Genomic DNA, 16,712 nt, shown 5'->3' with positions numbered 1-16,712 from the left:
GCTCGAGAACCGGACCTCTCGGCCGTCGTCCCGGGGCATCGAGTTGCTCCTTCAGGGAGGCAACTCTTCTATGCTACGTGCACCTGAGGCCAGAGTCAACCCTTGTCTCAGGCGTCCTGATCTCCACCAGAGTGGATCTCGAGGCCGTCACCCCCGGCCCGGACTCGGGGCTTCGGCCTGTCGGCCGTTCCCGCTCTCGTCCGTCCCGTCCTGGCGACGAAGAGAAAGTTACAGCACCGTGGACAGGGCCTCTGCACGGGGGGGTACCCAACGACAGTCTCTGCAGGTCAGGCAGTCATTCAGCCCGCAAGGCGTGCGCCCGCGAGGTTGCGCTTCCCGCGCCGGACCACGAGCCATCCCCCGGCGAGGGCGTCCTCGGCGCGTGGCACCCACTCCTCGTCGGTCACCTTCACGTTGTTGACGTACGCCCCGCCCTCCTTGACCGCGCGGCGCGCGGCGCCCCGGCTGTCGGTCAGTCCGGTCGACACGAGCAGGTCGACGATCGTGTCGCTCCCACCGGTGTCGGCCGTGGGTACCTCGGCGAGCGCTGCGGCCAGCGTGCCGGCGTCCAGCTCGGACAGGTCTGCGCGTCCGAAGAGGGCCTGACTCGCCGTCGTCACCTGCCGGGTCTGCTCCTCACCGTGGACCATCGTGGTCAGCTCGGTCGCCAGCCGTCGTTGTGCGCTGCGCAGATGGGGCGCGTCGGTCAGTTCGGTGGCCAGGACGTCGATCTCCTCGCGATCCAGGAAGGTGAGGAGCTTCAGGTAGCCGATGACGTCGGCGTCGGCGACGTTCACGAAGTACTGGTACCAGGCGTAGGGCGAGGTCCGGTCCGGATCGAGCCAGATGTTGCCGCCACCCGTGGACTTGCCGAACTTCCGCCCCTCGGAGTCCGTCACCAGCGGCAGTGTCATCGCGTGCACGGACGCACCCTCGATCCGCCGGATCAGGTCGACCCCGCCGACGATGTTGCCCCACTGGTCGGAGCCACCGATCTGGAGACGGCAGCCGAGCTCCCGGTACAGGTGCAGGTAGTCCTGCGACTGGAGCAACAGGTAGCTGAACTCGGTGTAGGACATGCCCTCCCCGGCGAGACGACGCTTCACCGTCTCCCGGGCGAGCATCGTGTTCACGGGGAAGTGTTTGCCGAGGTCGCGCAGGAACTCGAGGACGGTCTGCTGCCCCGTCCAGTCCAGGTTGTTGACCGCCAGGGCCCCGGTCGGGGAGTCGTCGAACGTCACGAACCGCTCGAGCTGGCCCCGGATCAGGCCCGTCCACTCGGCGACGGTCGCCTCGTCGTTGAGGGTCCGCTCCCCCACGTCCCGCGGGTCCCCGATCATCCCCGTGGCTCCCCCGGCGAGGATCACCGGCCGGTGACCGGCCTCCTGGAACCGTCGCAACGTCAGCATCGGGGCGAGGTGCCCGGCGTGCAGGCTCGGCGCGGTCGGATCGAACCCGGCGTAGAGCGTGATCGGCTCGTCGCCGGCGAGATCCTTCGCCAGCGCGTCACGGTCGGTGCTCTGCGCGATCAGGCCGCGCCACTCCAGCTCGTCCAGGATGTCCGTACCCACGCCGCCCATCATCGTCGGCGGGGCCGGGACGCCGCATCCGGGTACGGATCCCCATCCGGGGAGCCGCCGTCGGAACGGCTCCTGCGCCCTGCCCGGGTCCCCGCCCGGTACGTACTCACGGCGGTCGACCCCGCCACCCAGTACCGCCACGGCAGGTCGGCCGCGGCCGCCACACCCACCCGGGGACCGGTCCGCACGGACCCGGAGGGCACCGGGTCCCCCGCGACCAGCCGCACGCGCGACGCCGGGTCGGTGACGTCGACACCGTTGTCGTCGCGCCCCAGCCCGAGCAGCGACGCCAGGCGGGCCGGTCCGCGAGCCAGGTCGGCGTCCGTGCGGGCGGTCGGCCGCCGGAGCCGGGCGACCCCCGGGTCGGTCAGGACCTCGGCACCACGAAGCAGCACCGCGCCCGGCTCACCGTCGGACAAGCACGTCACGTTCGCGCAGAAGTGCATGCCGTACACGAAGTACACGTAGAGGTGCCCCGGCGGTCCGAACATCACCGCGTTGCGCGGAGTACGGCCCCGGAACGAGTGCGACGCCGGGTCGTCCCGTCCCCGGTACGCCTCGACCTCGACGAGCCGCACCGCGACCACACCGTCCGGGGTGTCCGCCTCCAGCACGCACCCCAGGAGCCGCTCGGCGGCCGGCAGGACGTCGACCGCCAGCTCCGACCGGTCCAGGACGGCCGAGGGGCCCGGCCGGTCGTACCGGTCGGGCCCCTCGGCGTCGTGCTCCGCCCCCACTCAGCGCCGGGACAGGGCGAGCTGCACGCAGGTCACGACACCCGCCATCGCCTTCTCCACCTCGTCCTGCGGCGGCAGGGTCGGGGCGAGGCGGATGACCGCGTCCTGCGGGTCCTTGCCTCCCGGGTGCGTCGCACCGGCCGGCGTCAGCACGACGCCGGCGTCCTTGGCGAGGCGCACGACCTCGGTCGCCAGACCCTCCGGAACGGTGAGGCTGACGAAGTAGCCGCCCTTCGGCGTCGTCCACGAGACGCCCTCGACGTCGGAGAACGCCTCGCTCAGCAGCCGTTCGACGGCGGCGAACTTCGGCGCGATCAGCTCACGGTGGGCGGCCATGTGGGCACGCAGACCGGCCTCGTCCTTGAGGAAGCGGGCCTGGCGCAGGTGATTGACCTTGTCCGGGCCGATCGACTTCTTGCCGGTGAGCGCCGTCCACCAGTCGACGTTCGCCGGCGACGCGCCGAGGAAGGCGACGCCGGCACCGGCGAGCGTGATCTTCGAGGTCGAGCCGAACACGAACGGACGGTCGGGGTGACCGGCCTCGGCGGCCAGCGCCAGCATGTCGGCCAACTCGATCTCGTCGGTGGTCAGGTGGTGCACCGCGTAGGCGTTGTCCCACATGATCCGGAAGTCCGGGGCCGCGGTCGGCATCGACGCGAGCCGGCGCACGACGTCGTCGGAGTAGACGGCACCGTCCGGGTTCGAGTACTTGGGCACGCACCAGATGCCCTTGATCGACGGGGCGTCGGCCACGAGCCGCTCGACCTCGTCCATGTCCGGGCCCTCGGGGGTCATCGGAACGGACACCAGGTCGATGCCGAGGCGGTCGCAGACGCCGTAGTGCCGGTCGTAGCCGGGGACGGGCGCGATGAAGGCCACCCGGCCGGCGTCGGCCCAGCGGGTGGTCGCGCCCGGCAACGGGGACAGCAGCGCGTGCACCAGCGTGTCGTGCATCAGCTCCAGGCTGGAGTTGTTCCACGCGATCAGCTGGTCGACCGGGACCTGCAGGGACGGCGCGAAGATCTCCCGGAGCTCGGGCAGGCCCTTGAGACCGCCGTAGTTGCGGGTGTCGGTGCCGTCGGCTGCGCGGTGGTCACCCGCACCCGGCAGTCCGAGCAGCGCGTTCGACAGGTCGAGCTGCTCGGATGACGGCTTGCCCCGCGTCAGGTCCAGCTTCAGGCCGGCGGCCTTGAGCTCCTCGTACACTGCGGCAGGGTCGGTCATGCGGTTCCTCCGGTGAACTCTCGTGCTGCTGCGGCTTCGTCGCGCAGGTCGGTCAGCTGCTCGGCGACCCGGTCGCCCGCGGTACCGCCCCGGGCGTCCCGTGACGCGATGGAGCCTTCCACGCTCAGCACCTCGCGGACACTCGGAGTCAGCGCCGGGTGGACGCCGGCCAGTTCGCCGTCGGTCAGGTCGTCGAGGCCGACGCCGCGGGCCTCCGCGGCCCGGACGCATCCGCCGGCCGCCTCGTGCGCCACCCGGAACGGCACGCCCTGGCGGACGAGCCACTCCGCGACGTCCGTCGCGAGGGTGAAGCCGGCCGGGGCCAGCTCGGCCAGCCGGTCGGTGTGGAAGGTCAGTGTCGCCACCATCCCGGCGATCGCGGGGAGCAGGAGCTCGAGCTGGGCGACCGAGTCGAACAGCGGCTCCTTGTCCTCCTGCAGGTCGCGGTTGTAGGCGAGCGGAAGGCCCTTGAGCGTCGTCATCAGCCCGGTGAGGTTCCCGACCAGCCGGCCGGACTTGCCGCGGGCCAGCTCCGCGACGTCCGGGTTCTTCTTCTGCGGCATGATCGAGCTGCCCGTGGAGAAGGCGTCGTCGAGGGTGACGTAGCCGAACTCGGCGGTCGCCCAGAGGATCACCTCCTCCGACAGCCGCGAGAGATCGACGCCGATCATCGCAAGCACGAACGCGGCCTCGGCGGCGAAGTCCCGCGACGCGGTGCCGTCGATCGAGTTCGCCGACGAGCCGGTGAAGCCGAGCTCCGCGGCCACGGCCTCCGGGTCGAGCCCCAGCGAGGAACCGGCGAGCGCGCCGGAGCCGTACGGCGAGTACGCGGTGCGCCGGTCCCAGTCGCGGAGCCGGTCCACGTCGCGCAGCAGAGCCTGCGCGTGGGCACCGAGCTGGTGACCGAGCAGCACCGGCTGGGCGTGCTGCAGGTGGGTGCGGCCCGGCATCGCCGCGAACGAGTGCGTCTCGGCCTGGCCGACCAGCGCATCGACCACGTCGAGCACCCCGTCGGCGACCCGCCGGGTCGCGTCGCGCAGCCACATCCGGAACTGGGTGGCGACCTGGTCGTTGCGCGACCGGCCGGCGCGCAGCTTCCCGCCGAGGTCGGGCCCGGCCCGCTCGATCAGGCCGCGCTCCAGAGCGGTGTGCACGTCCTCGTCACCCGGCTCGGGGCCGAACACGCCGGACGCCACGTCCGCGGCGAGCTCGTCGAGCGCCTTGTGCATGCCGGACAGCTCCTCGTCCGACAGCAGTCCGGCGCGGTGCAGCACGCGGGCGTGCGCCTTCGAACCGCGGATGTCGTAGGGGGCCAGTGCCCAGTCGAAGTGCGTCGACTTGCTCAGCGCGGCGAGCGCATCGGCCGGACCGGACGCGAACCGGCCACCCCACAGCGCGGCGCTCATGACCGCCGCCCGTCGCCGGTGCCGCCGGTCGCCGGTGCGGTGCCCGGCCCGGCTCCGTGGGCCGGTACGCCCCGGTCCGCCATGTCAGCTCTCCTTCGTCGCGTGCGCCGGGACCGGCACGTCGGCCGGCACGGCGTTCGGCAGTTCCTGCAGCCGCTGCGCGAGCTCCGCCCCGGTGCGGGGCTCGCGAGCGACCACGATGATCGTGTCGTCGCCGGCGATGGTCCCGACGACGTCGTGCAGCGCGGCCCGGTCGAGCGCGCTCGCAAGGTAGTGCGCGGCGCCCGGCGGCGTCCGCAGGACCGCCAGGTTCCCACTCGCGTCGGCCGAGACGAGCAGCTCCCCCAGCAAGCGGCCCAGCCGCGTCGTGCCGCCCTCGACGCCACGGACCGGGCTTCCGTCCTCGGGGATGCGGTAGACCGGGGCGCCGCCGTCGGGGCCACGGAGCTTGACCGCGCCGAGCTCGTCGAGATCCCGCGACAGCGTGGCCTGTGTGGTCTCGATGCCGTGCAGCTGGTCCAGCAGGACCTGCAGCTCCGGCTGGCTGCGGACCGCGCGATGCCAGAGCACGTCGACGATCTTGGCCTGCCGGGTGACCCGGCTCGCGTTGCCCTGACGTCGTTCGCCGTCGCTCATGCGCGCAGCAGCCAGGTGAGGAGGGCCTTCTGCGCGTGCAGCCGGTTCTCCGCCTCGTCCCACACCGCGCTGGCCGGGCCGTCGATCACGTCGTCGGTGATCTCCTCCCCGCGGTGCGCGGGCAGGCAGTGCAGCACGATGGCGCCGGGGGCGGCGCGGGCGAGCAGATCGGCGCCGATCTGGTACGAGCGGAACGGCGCGATCCGGTCCAGACCGTCCTCCTCCTGCCCCATCGACGTCCAGGTGTCGGTGACCAGGACGTCGGCGCCCGCGACCGCGGCGACCGGGTCGGCGACGAGCGTGACCGAACCGCCGGTCCGCTCGGCGCGCGCCTTCGCGTCGCGGACCACCTCCGGGTCCGGGGTGAACCCGGCCGGGGCGGACACGCGCACGTGCAGCCCGGCGGTCGCCCCGCCGAGCAGCAGCGAGTGCGCGATGTTGTTCGCGCCGTCGCCGAGGTAGGTGAGCGTGACGCCGGCGAGCCGCCCGAGCCGCTCCCGGACCGTCTGCAGGTCGGCGAGGATCTGGCACGGGTGGAACCGGTCGGTCAGCGCGTTCACCACCGGCACGGTCGCCACCGATGCCATCTCCTCGATCCGCTCCTGGCCCGAGGTGCGCCAGACGATCGCGTCGACGTAGCGGGACAGGACCCGGGAGGTGTCGGAGATGGTCTCGCCACGCCCGAGCTGGCTGGTGGTCCCGTCGAGGATGACCGCCGTGCCCCCGAGCTGGGTGATCCCGGCCTCGAACGACACGCGGGTGCGGGTCGAGGACTTGTCGAAGACGACGGCGACGGCCTTCGGTCCCTCGAGGGGACGCTCGGAGAACCGGTCGGCCTTGAGCCGGTCGGCCAGGTCGAGGACCTCGGTCTGCTCGGCCGGGGAGAGATCGTCGTCGCGCAGGAGGTGACGGAGCATCAGCTGCCCTGGCCTTCCCGCTCGGCGGCGGCCGCGTCGAGGATCGCGGGGAACGCGGCGAGGAACTCGTGGGCCTCCTCGTCGGTCAGTGTGAGCGCCGGGGCCAGGCGCAGCCGCTCCGGTGTGCAGTTGTTGATCAGGAAACCGGCGTCGCGCGCCGCGGTCGCCGCCTGGGCCGCGACCGGCGAGGTCAGCCCGATGCCGATGTGCAGGCCCGCACCCGTCACCTCGCCGACCACCGGGTGTCCGAGGCCCTCGATCCCGCTGCGGATCTCCTTGCCGAGCCGGCCGACGTGCTCGAGCAGGCCGTCGGTCGCGACCGTGTCGAGCACCGCGAGCGCCGCCGCGCAGGCGACCGGGTTGCCGCCGAAGGTGGTGCCGTGCTGCCCCGGTTCGAGCAGCGCGGCCGCTGCGCCGATCCCGATGCAGGCTCCGATCGGCAGACCGCCACCGAGGCCCTTGGCCAGGGTGACGACGTCGGGAACGACGCCGTGGGCCTGGTGGGCGAACCACTGCCCGGTCCGCCCGATGCCCGTCTGCACCTCGTCGAGGACGAGCAGGGCCCCCCGCTCCGCGGTGATCCGGCGCGCCTCGGCGAGATAGCCCTCCGGGGGCACGATCACCCCGGCCTCGCCGAGGATCGGCTCCAGGAACACCGCGGCCGTGTTCTCGGTGACCGCCGCGTCGAGCACCGCGAGGTCTCCGAACGGGATGTGCGTGACACCCGACGGCATCGGCTCGAACGGGGCCCGCTTTGCCGGCTGCCCGGTGAGCGCGAGCGCTCCCATGGTGCGGCCGTGGAACGCACCCTCGCAGGCGACGATCTCCGGCCGCCCGGTGCGGCGCGCGATCTTGAACGCGGCCTCGTTGGCCTCGGTCCCGGAGTTGCAGAGGAGCGTGCGCGCGTCGACCCGGCCGAGCAGCCCCTGCAGGCGCTCGGCGAGCTGGAGAGCGGGCTCGGTGATGAAGAAGTTCGAGGTGTGGCCGAGCGTGCCGACCTGGGTGGACACCGCCTCGACGACCGCGGGGTGGGCGTGGCCCAGCGCGTTGACCGCGATGCCGGCGTAGAGGTCCAGGTACCGGCGGCCCTCGGCGTCCCACACGTGGGCGCCCTCGCCGCGGACCAGGGTCAGCGGCGGGGTGCCGTAGTTGTTCATCAGCGCGGCCTGCCACCGCTGGGCGTGCGTGGTCATTCCTGTGTCACCCCGTCAGCAGGGGTGTCGGGAAGGACCATCGTCCCGACACCCTCGTGTGTGAAGACCTCGAGCAGGACCGAGTGCGGTACCCGCCCGTCGATCACGTGCGCCTGCCCGACGCCCGAGCGCACCGCGCGCAGGCAGGCCTCCATCTTGGGCGCCATGCCGCTCTCCAGCCGGGGCAGCATCGGCTCGAGCTGGTCCGCCGTCAGCGAGGTGATGATCGACTCCGGGTCGGGGTAGTTCGCGTAGAGCCCCTCGACGTCGGTGAGCACCACCAGCTTCGCGGCGTCCAGTGCACCCGCCAGCGCGGCGGCCGCGCTGTCGGCGTTGATGTTGTGCACCTGGCCGTCGGCGTCCGGCGCGATCCCGGCGACCACCGGGATCCGGCCCGCGGCGATGATGTCCAGCACCGCGTCCGGGTTCACCTCGGTGACGTCGCCGACCAGCCCGATGTCGACCGGGTCGCCGCCCACCAGGGCGGTGCGCTTCTCGGCGGTGAACAGGCCGGCGTCCTCACCGGAGAGCCCCACCGCCAGGGGCCCGTGCTGGTTGATCAGCCCGACCAGCTCCCGGCCGACCTGACCGAAGAGCACCATCCGGACGATCTCCATCGTCTCCGGGGTGGTGACCCGCAGCCCGCCGCGGAACTCGCCGGGCATCCCCAGCCGGGTGAGCATCGCGCTGATCTGCGGTCCGCCGCCGTGGACGACGACCGGGTGGATGCCCGCCAGCCGCAGGAAGACCATGTCCCGGGCGAAGGCCTGCTTCAGCTCCTCGTCGATCATCGCGTTGCCGCCGTACTTCACGACCACGATCCGGCCGTGGAAGCGCTGCAGCCACGGCAGCGCCTCGGCCAGCACCCCGGCCTTCTCGCCGGCCCGCTTCAGCCGTGCAGGTGTCTCCGGCGAGGGCGCCACCTGCGGCTGCGGTCTGCTCGCGGCGGACTGCTCAGGAGGAGTAGGCACTGTTCTCCTCCACGTAGGCATGGGACAGGTCGGTGGTCCGGATCTCCGCGGTGTTGCCCTCGATCCCGCCGGAGCGGCCGAGCTCGACCTCGATCAGGACGTCCTTGCCGGACAGGTCGCAGTCGGCGCGGTCACCGGCCACGACGGCACCGCGGCACAGCAGCACGCCGTTGATCGTGATGTCCAGCGTCTCCGGATCGATGTCCGCGTCGGCGTACCCGGCCGCGGCGGCGATCCGGCCCCAGTTCGGGTCGGAGCCGAACATCGCGGTCTTCACCAGCGCGTCCCGGGCGATCGTGCGGGCGACCGTGACTGCGTCGTCCTCCGAGGCGGCCCCGCTGACCCGCACGGTGATCCGCTTGCTGACCCCCTCGGCGTCGGCCTGCATCTGGGCGGCCAGGTCCCGGCAGACCCGGGTGAGCGCAGCGGTGAACACGGCCTGGTCGGCCGGCACGCCCGACGCACCCGACGACAGCACGAGCACGGTGTCGTTGGTCGACATCGAGCCGTCGACGTCGAGTCGGTCGAAGCTGTAGCGCACCGCCTCGCGCAGCGCCGCGTCGAGCACCGGCTGCTCGACCACCGCGTCGGTGGTGATCACGCTGAGCATCGTCGCCATCGACGGGGCGATCATCCCGGCGCCCTTGGTGGTGCCGCCGACGGTCCAGCCCGCCGGGTCGGAGACCTGGGCCTCCTTCGGCACGGTGTCGGTGGTCATGATCGCGCCGGCCACCGAGGCCCCCGCCTCGGGAGTCGCCGCCAGCTCGCCGGACACCTTCTCCACACCGGCGAGCACGGTCTCGCGCGGGAGCTGCTCGCCGATGAGACCGGTCGAGCAGATCGCGACCTCGATCGCGCCGCACCCGAGCATCTCCGCGGTCTTCTCCGCGGTGGCGTGCGCCGTCTGGAAGCCCTCGGGGCCGGTGCAGGCGTTCGCGCCGCCGGCGTTGAGCACGACCGCGCGGAGCGCTCCCGTGGTGAGCACCTGCTGCGACCACAACACCGGAGCGGCCTTCACCTTGTTCCGGGTGAACACGCCCGCGGCCTCGGTGCGCGGCCCGTCGTTGACGACCAGCGCCAGGTCGGCCCTGCCGGACTTCTTGATCCCCGCGGCGATCCCCGCGGCACGGAACCCCTGCGCTGCGGTCACGCTCACGGTGCCACTCCCGTCGTCGGCAGGCCGGTCGTCTCGGGCAGGCCGAGCGCCAGGTTCATGCACTGCACGGCACCGCCGGCGGTGCCCTTGGTGAGGTTGTCGATGGCGGAGACGACGATCAGGCGCCCCGCGTCGGGGTCGACGGTCATCTGCAGGGCCACCACGTTCGACCCCAGGGTCTGCGCGGTGGTCGGCCACTGCCCCTCCGGCAGCAGCCGGACGAACGGCTCGCCCGCGTAGGCCTTCTCGTACGCCTGCCGGACCGTGGCCGTGTCGGTCGAGGGATCGGCCAGCGGTGCCGAGCACGAGGCGAGGATGCCCCGGGGCAGCGGCGCGAGGACCGGGGTGAAGCTCACCGACACCGGTGCGCCGAGTGCGGCCGACAGGTTCTGGGTGATCTCGGGGGTGTGCCGGTGGGCGCCCCCGACGCCGTACGCCGACAGGGAGCCCATGACCTCGGCGCCGAGCAGGTGGGGCTTGAGCGACTTGCCCGCGCCCGACGTGCCGGTCACGGCGGTGATCACGACCTCGGGCGCGACCAGGCCCGCGACCAGCGCGGGGAACAGTGCGAGGCTCGTGCCCGTCGGGTAGCAGCCGGGCACGGCGACCCGGTTCGAGCCGACGAGCTGCTCCCGTGCCCCGGGCAGCTCGGGCAGGCCGTACGGCCAGTGCCCGGCGTGCTCGCCGCCGTACCAGCGGTCCCAGGCGGCGGGATCGGTCAGCCGGTGGTCCGCCCCGCAGTCGATCACCAGGGTGTCCTCGCCGAGCTGCGCGGCGAGCTCGGCGGACTTGCCGTGCGGGAGCGCGAGGAACACCGCGTCGTGCCCGGCGAGACGCTCCGCCGTGCTCTCCTCCAGCACACGCTCCGCGAGCGGCGCGAGGTGCGGCTGGTGCTCGCCCAGACGGCTCCCGGCGTTGCCGCCTGCTGTGAGGGCACCGATCTCCACGTCCGGATGTGCGAGGAGCAACCGGAGGAGCTCTCCCCCGGCGTACCCGCTGGCTCCCGCCACTGCGATGCGTACCACGTGGATGATTATGCACGCCGACGGAAGCTCATGCAACGCGGTTCGCGATCGCGATCGGGGGACCGCGGACCGCGACCGGCGACGCCGCCGGACCCTAGCCTCCCGCGGGTGCGGACGGAGCGTTCGACCGGGTATCTCCCGGCGAGGATCGTCGCGGCGGGCCTGACCGGCCTGGCCGCGGTCGTGCTGGTGGGCTGCGCGACCACCGTGGCGGGCACGCCGTGGCCGGCCGGTCAGGGACCGGCCCGTCCCGCCGGGGTGGCCGCACCGGTACCCGGGCCCACGGCGACACGCGTCCCACCGTCGTCGTTCACGGAGCCGGCGTCGCCGGTGACGGGCGAGCCCGCGCCGGCCCCGGTGCCGGAACCCGCCCCGCAGACACCGCCGCCCGCCCCGGTGACCGGGGCGACCCGCGTCGTCCCGCCGGTGGCGGTCGGCGGTGACGGGGAGACCGGTGGTCGCCGGCCGGGGCGTGGCGCCCCGGTGCCACGACCCGCCACCGCGCCGCCCGCGCTCACCTCGGACGTCCTCGCGGACGAGTGCCTCCTCGACGAGGTGGCCCTGACCGGCCTGCTCGGCACCGGCCCGGCCGTCGACGCGGCCGACTCCGAGGTCCGCCGGTCGGACGGCACCACCACCCGCTCCTGCTTCGCCGTCGGCGGGTCGTCGTCGGTCGCGGTGAACGTGTACACGACCAACCGGACCACCCCGGCCCGCTACGTGCGCGACGCCGCGGGCGCCCGCCCGCTCACCGGGACCGGCGACGGCACGCAGGCCGCACTGCTCGGCACGGTGGCCGGTCCGACGCTGCAGCTCGGGACCGCACGCCACCTCGTGACGATCGCCGTCGCCGGCCGCACCCCGAGCGACGAGCAGTGGCGGGCCGCCGCACGCTCCGCGGCCGCCGCGCTCCCCCGCTGAGCCACGACACGGGTCAGCGCAGCGCCGCCCCGTACCGGCTCGTCGCCTCGGCGACCGCGGCGTCGCGCGCGGTGTTCGCCTCCTCGCTGGTCAGCGTCCGGTCCCCGGCGCGCAACCGGAGCGAGAACGCCAGCGACCGCTTGCCCGCACCGACCTGGTCGCCGGTGTAGACGTCGAACAGCCGCACCGACTCCAGCAGCTCCCCCGCACCCGCGGTCAGCGCGTCCGCGAGGTCCGCCGAGGGGACCGACTCGTCGGCGACCAGTGCGACGTCCACCGCGACCGGCGGGAACGCCGACACCAGCGGGACCGGCAGGTTCTCGCGCAGCGGCACCGCGTCCAGGTCGATCTCGGCGGCGGCGGTGCGCGCAGGGAGACCCAGCGCCTCGACGACCTTCGGGTGCAGCTCGCCGGCGTGACCGACGACCGTCCCGGTCCCGGCCACGACGATCTCGGCGCACCGGCCCGGGTGCCACGGCGCGCGCTCGGCGCGCCGCGGGCGGAGCTCCACCCCCGCCGCCGCACCCGTCAGGCGGGCGGCCTCGACGGCGTCCTCCCAGGCCGCCGGGCGGCCACGCCCCCACCATCCGCGCGGCTCACGGTTCCCGGCGAGGACGACGCCGACGTGCACCGGCTGCGCGGGCAGCGCGGCCCGGATCGCGGCGTACTCGTCGTCGGACGGCCTGCCGGTGACCGCCGGGTCCGGCATCTCCGGTGTGGTCTCCTGCGGCTGCACGACCTGCGCGATCGCGTACAGCGCGAGGTCCTCCGTCCCACGGGAACGGTTGCGCACCAGCATGTCCAGCAGCCCCGGCAGCAGGGTGGTGGTCAGCCGGGACCGCTCGGCGTCCAGCGGGTTGGTGACGGCGACGGTGCGACGCCTCTCGTCACCGGCGTCCAGCCCGAGGTCGTCCCACACGCTGTCGGAGACGAACGGGAACGGCAGCACCTCGACGTGCCCGGCCTCGGCCAGCGCCCGCGCCACCGCGCGCCGCCGCAGCTGGGACACCGTCAGCCCGCGCCCGGCCGGAGCGGTCGGCAGCTCGGAGGGGATGGTGTCGTAGCCCTCGAGCCGCAGCACCTCCTCGACCAGGTCGGCGGCCATCCGCAGGTCCGGTCGCCAGGTCGGTGGCGTCGCGACGACGACGCCCTGACCGTCGGTGCCGGTGTCCAGGTCGACCGCGCACCCCACCTGGCCGAGGCGGCGGACGGTGGCACCCCGCGGGTAGGCGACGCCGGCGACCCGGTCCGGCATCGACAGCGGCATCCGCACCGACGGGACCGCAGGGATCCCGCCCTCGTCCGTGCGCCCGTCGGCGAGCGTGCCGCCGCCCAGCTCGACGAGCAGCTGCGCGGCCCGTTCGGCCGCGACCGGCGGCAGCGCCGGATCGACGACCCGCTCGAAACGGCGGGACGCCTCGCTCGGCAGCTTGTGCCGACGCGCGGCGCGGGCGATGACCTGCGGGGCGAAGTGCGCGGCCTCGATCAGCACGTCCACCCGGGCGTCGTCGGTGAGGTCGGCGAGCGCGGGGATCTCGGTCGACGCCCCACCCATCACGCCGGCGAGCCCGATCGGCCCGGAGTCGTCGGTGATCAGCAGGTCGTCGGGGTCGAGGGTGCGGGACTGCCCGTCGAGCGTCTCCAGCTTCTCCCCCGCCGCCGCCCGGCGGACCTCGATCGCTCCGGAGACGCGCACGGCATCGTAGGCGTGCAGCGGCTGCCCGAGATCCAGCATGACGAAGTTCGTGACGTCGACGATCAGCGAGATGGGCCGAATCCCGGCGGAGAGCAGCGCGCGCTGCATCCACCAGGGGCTGGCCGCGGCCGGGTCGACGCCGTCCACGCGGCGGACGACGAAGCGCGGGCACCCCTCGGTGTCGGCGATCCGGACCGGCCAGGCGTCGCCGCCGGTGTCCGGGACGGTCACCCGGCCGGCCGGGTCGGTGAAGTCCGCCCCGAGCGAGGTGGCCAGCTCGCGGGCCAGGCCGCGCACGGCGAAGCAGTAGCCCCGGTCCGGTGTGACGGCGAGCTCGACGACCGGCTCGGCCAGACCGAGGACGGCCACGGCGTCGTCGCCAGGCTCGGCGGTGCCCGGGGGCAGCACGAGGATCCCGGCGTGGTCCGCGCCGAGGCCGAGCTCCTTCGCCGAGGCGATCATGCCGTCGGAGACGTGCCCGTAGGTCGTCCGCGAGGCGATCGCGAACCCGCCGGGCAGGACGGCCCCCGGCTCCGTGACGACGACGAGGTCGCCGACGGCGAAGTTGGTCGCCCCGCAGACGACCTGGCGGGAACGGTCACCCTCGAAGCCGACCCGGCAGTACCGGATGGGCTTCTTGAACCCGGTGAGCTCGGAGATCTCCAGCACCCGCGCGACCGTCACCGGCCCGCTGATCTCCGGGGTCGGGTGGATGTCCTCGACCTCCAGCCCGACCCGCACGAAGGCCTCGCCGATCTCCTCGGGCGAGGCGGGCAGGGCCGCCGGGTCGACGTGCCGGGCGAGCCAGGAGGCGGACACTCGCACTGCTCAGAACTCCTCAGGTGGTGACGCAGGTGGTGGCGGGATCGCTCAGACGCCGAACGCGGTGGAGAAGCGGACGTCGCCCTCGACCATGTCGCGCATGTCGGGGATGCCGTTGCGGAACATCAGGGTCCGCTCGATGCCCATGCCGAACGCGAAGCCGGAGAACTCGTCAGGGTCGACGCCCGAGGCGCGCAGGACGTTCGGGTTGACCATCCCGCAGCCACCCCACTCGACCCAGCCCGCCCCGCCCTTCTTCTGCGGGAACCAGAGGTCCACCTCGGCGGACGGCTCGGTGAAGGGGAAGTACGACGGCCGCATCCGGGTACCGGCCTCCGGCCCGAAGACGGCGCGGGCGAACGCGTCGAGGGTGCCCTTGAGGTGCGCCATGGTGAGACCGCGGTCGACGGCGAGCCCCTCGACCTGGTGGAACACCGGCGTGTGCGTGGCGTCCAGCTCGTCGGTACGGAACGTGCGGCCCGGGCAGGCCACGTACACGGGGAGCTCCCGCTCGAGCAGGGTCCGGACCTGCACCGGCGAGGTGTGCGTGCGCAGCACCGTCCCCGAGTCCTGCCCGCGCGCCGGATCACCGAGGTAGAAGGTGTCCTGCATGGTGCGGGCGGGGTGGTCCTTGCCGAAGTTCAGCGCGTCGAAGTTCAGCCACGACGCCTCGACCTCGGGGCCCTCGGCGACCTCCCAGCCCATCGCGACGAAGATGTCGGCGATCCGCTCGGACAGCTGGGTGACGGGGTGCCGGGCGCCGCGGGGGCGCCGGTCCCACGGCAGGGTCACGTCGACGGCCTCGTCGCGCAGCACCCGCGCGTCGCGCTCGGTGACCAGCACGGCCCGGCGCTCGTCGAACGCGGCCTGTGCCTCCAGGCGGGCGGCGTTGACCCGCTTCCCGGCGTCGGCGCGCTCCGGGCCGGGCAGCTGCCCGAGCTCGCGGCGGGCCATCGGGATCGGGGCACGGTCGCCGAGGTGGGCCGGCTTCACGGCGGCCAGGTCGTCCAGGTCCGCGGCGGCGTCGAACGCCGCACGCGCCGCCTCCACGGCAGCCTTCAGCGCGTCCGGGTCCAGCGGGTTCGTACCGTCGTCACTCATGGTGCCCCGATCGTAGAGGTGCGCCCCGAACGGGTTTCGGAGCAGGTCAGTCCCGGGCGGACGGGGGCCGCGGGGCCGCCCCGGCCCGGGCGCCGACCGTCGCGTACAGGCAGATCGCTGCGGCCGTGGCCAGGTTCAGCGACTCGGCGCGGCCGTGGATCGGCACCCGCACCCGGTGGTCGGCGGCGGCGAAGACGTCGGGACCGGGACCGTGCGCCTCGCTGCCGAGGATCCAGGCGACCGGACCAGCCAGGATCGGCGCCGCCTCCGGGGCGTGCAGGTCGAGCTCACCGCGGCCGTCGGCGACCAGCGTGGTGAGCCCTGCGGACCGGCAGGCCGCGACGACGCCCTGGGCGTCCCGGTCACGCGCCAGCGGGAGGTGGAAGACACTGCCGGTGGAGGCGCGGACCGCCTTCCCGTTGTGCGGGTCGACGGTGTCCCCGGCGAGCAGGACCGCGTCGCAGCCGGCCGCGTCCGCCACCCGGACCACGGTCCCGACGTTGCCGGGATCGGAGATTCCGGCGCAGACGGTGACGAAGCCGGGACTGCCGGCGAGCGCCGTCGCGAGCGGTACGTCGAGCAGGTCGCAGACCGCGACCAGTCCCTGCGGGGTCACGGTCTCGGACAGGCCGGCCGCCGCCTGGTCGGTGACGGTCAGGACGCGTGCACCCCGCTCCCGCGCCGACTCGACCAGCTCGGGGTGTCGCTGCGCGGCCGCCGTGGTCACGAACACCTCGTGCACGGGGCAGGCGTCGAGGGCCTCACGGACCGCCTGCGCGCCCTCGACGAGAAAACGCCCGGCCCGATCGCGCCCCGGGCGTCGCAGCAGCTTGCGGGCGGCTGCGACGCGCGGGGTGCGCTCGGTACCGGGCGTCTCGGTACGGGTCACCTCAGGCCGCGGAGCCCTGCTCGGTCCCGGCCGGCAGGTTCTCCTTCGCGACCTTGACCAGCGCGGCGAACGCGGCCGGGTCGCTCACGGCGATCTCGGCGAGGTTCTTGCGGTCGACCTCGACACCGGCGGCCTTGAGGCCCTGGACGAACCGGTTGTACGTCATGTCGTTCGCGCGGGCCGCGGCGTTGATGCGGGTGATCCACAGCTGCCGGAAGTCGCCCTTGCGCTGGCGGCGGTCCCGGTAGGAGTAGGTCATGGAGTGGAGCATCTGCTCCTTGGCCTTGCGGTAGAGCCGCGAACGCTGTCCGCGGTATCCGGCGGCCGACTCCAGCGTGGTGCGACGCTTCTTCTGGGCGTTCACCGCGCGCTTCACGCGTGCCATGGTGTGTCTCCTGGGGGGTTTCGGCGCCGGCCGAGGGGGATGGACGGCGCCGG

15 protein-coding genes are annotated in these 16,712 nt (G+C 73.7%); 1 reads left to right on the top strand and 14 read right to left on the bottom strand.

Features of this window, described 5'->3' with window-relative positions; all coding sequences use genetic code 11:
• Positions 1 to 299: 299 nt before the first annotated feature.
• The 10 genes from tyrS to argC form a co-directional block, all read right to left on the bottom strand.
• Positions 300 to 1,571, bottom strand: coding sequence for a tyrosine--tRNA ligase (gene tyrS / locus Ae150APs1_RS28885; RefSeq protein WP_170918156.1), 1,272 nt, complete (start codon positions 1,569 to 1,571; stop codon positions 300 to 302).
• A gap of 8 nt (positions 1,572 to 1,579) precedes the next feature.
• Positions 1,580 to 2,254 (bottom strand): DNA-3-methyladenine glycosylase, encoded by a 675-nt coding sequence (locus Ae150APs1_RS28880; RefSeq protein ID WP_075302769.1) that lies wholly within the window; start codon positions 2,252 to 2,254, stop codon positions 1,580 to 1,582.
• A 63-nt stretch (positions 2,255 to 2,317) separates the two neighbouring features.
• Positions 2,318 to 3,541, bottom strand: a complete 1,224-nt coding sequence (locus tag Ae150APs1_RS28875) for an aminotransferase class I/II-fold pyridoxal phosphate-dependent enzyme (RefSeq protein WP_075301504.1) — start codon at positions 3,539 to 3,541, stop codon at positions 2,318 to 2,320.
• Complete coding sequence (argH, locus tag Ae150APs1_RS28870) at positions 3,538 to 4,947, bottom strand: argininosuccinate lyase (RefSeq protein ID WP_075301502.1); 1,410 nt, start codon at positions 4,945 to 4,947, stop codon at positions 3,538 to 3,540. The genes Ae150APs1_RS28875 and argH overlap by 4 nt, the downstream gene beginning before the upstream one ends.
• A gap of 84 nt (positions 4,948 to 5,031) precedes the next feature.
• A complete protein-coding gene (locus Ae150APs1_RS28865) occupies positions 5,032 to 5,583 on the bottom strand; it encodes an arginine repressor (protein ID WP_010225546.1) in 552 nt (183 codons plus the stop codon).
• A complete protein-coding gene (argF, locus tag Ae150APs1_RS28860) occupies positions 5,580 to 6,500 on the bottom strand; it encodes an ornithine carbamoyltransferase (RefSeq protein WP_075301500.1) in 921 nt (306 codons plus the stop codon). The genes Ae150APs1_RS28865 and argF overlap by 4 nt, the downstream gene beginning before the upstream one ends.
• Positions 6,500 to 7,693: an acetylornithine transaminase gene (locus Ae150APs1_RS28855; RefSeq protein WP_075301498.1), complete on the bottom strand. Its 1,194-nt coding sequence runs from the start codon at positions 7,691 to 7,693 to the stop codon at positions 6,500 to 6,502. Before Ae150APs1_RS28855 ends, argF begins: the two co-directional genes overlap by 1 nt.
• A complete protein-coding gene (gene argB, locus Ae150APs1_RS28850; protein WP_010225551.1) occupies positions 7,690 to 8,616 on the bottom strand; it encodes an acetylglutamate kinase in 927 nt (308 codons plus the stop codon). The genes Ae150APs1_RS28855 and argB overlap by 4 nt, the downstream gene beginning before the upstream one ends.
• Positions 8,617 to 8,647: 31 nt before the next feature.
• Positions 8,648 to 9,820 (bottom strand): bifunctional glutamate N-acetyltransferase/amino-acid acetyltransferase ArgJ, encoded by a 1,173-nt coding sequence (gene argJ, locus Ae150APs1_RS28845; RefSeq protein WP_075301496.1) that lies wholly within the window; start codon positions 9,818 to 9,820, stop codon positions 8,648 to 8,650.
• On the bottom strand, positions 9,817 to 10,851 hold the full coding sequence (gene argC, locus Ae150APs1_RS28840) for an N-acetyl-gamma-glutamyl-phosphate reductase (protein ID WP_170918205.1): 1,035 nt from the start codon (positions 10,849 to 10,851) through the stop codon (positions 9,817 to 9,819). The genes argJ and argC overlap by 4 nt, the downstream gene beginning before the upstream one ends.
• A gap of 102 nt (positions 10,852 to 10,953) precedes the next feature.
• On the opposite strand from argC, the gene Ae150APs1_RS31585 reads away from it, so the two are divergent.
• Positions 10,954 to 11,766: a hypothetical protein gene (locus Ae150APs1_RS31585; RefSeq protein WP_075301492.1), complete on the top strand. Its 813-nt coding sequence runs from the start codon at positions 10,954 to 10,956 to the stop codon at positions 11,764 to 11,766.
• Positions 11,767 to 11,779: 13 nt separating this feature from the next.
• Here Ae150APs1_RS31585 and pheT read toward each other — a convergent pair whose 3' ends face one another.
• Genes pheT through rplT form a run of 4 tightly spaced genes read right to left on the bottom strand, consistent with a single transcriptional unit; the run spans position 11,780 to position 16,659 of the window.
• Entirely contained in the window at positions 11,780 to 14,287 is a 2,508-nt protein-coding gene (gene pheT, locus Ae150APs1_RS28830) for a phenylalanine--tRNA ligase subunit beta (protein ID WP_075301490.1), read from the bottom strand.
• Between the two features lie 45 nt (positions 14,288 to 14,332).
• A complete protein-coding gene (gene pheS, locus Ae150APs1_RS28825; RefSeq protein ID WP_075301488.1) occupies positions 14,333 to 15,385 on the bottom strand; it encodes a phenylalanine--tRNA ligase subunit alpha in 1,053 nt (350 codons plus the stop codon).
• Positions 15,386 to 15,431: 46 nt separating this feature from the next.
• Positions 15,432 to 16,274 (bottom strand): RNA methyltransferase, encoded by an 843-nt coding sequence (locus tag Ae150APs1_RS28820; protein ID WP_075301486.1) that lies wholly within the window; start codon positions 16,272 to 16,274, stop codon positions 15,432 to 15,434.
• 1 nt (position 16,275) lies between these two features.
• The gene (gene rplT / locus Ae150APs1_RS28815) at positions 16,276 to 16,659 is read right to left on the bottom strand and encodes a 50S ribosomal protein L20 (RefSeq protein ID WP_010225564.1); all 384 of its coding nucleotides are present in this window, start codon (positions 16,657 to 16,659) and stop codon (positions 16,276 to 16,278) included.
• Positions 16,660 to 16,712 lie beyond the last annotated feature (53 nt).

This window comes from Pseudonocardia sp. Ae150A_Ps1 (assembly GCF_001932315.1).
In the GTDB taxonomy this organism is placed as follows: domain Bacteria; phylum Actinomycetota; class Actinomycetes; order Mycobacteriales; family Pseudonocardiaceae; genus Pseudonocardia.
Note: the sequence above shows the minus strand (reverse complement) of the source record. Positions and strands in the feature narration are given on the sequence as shown.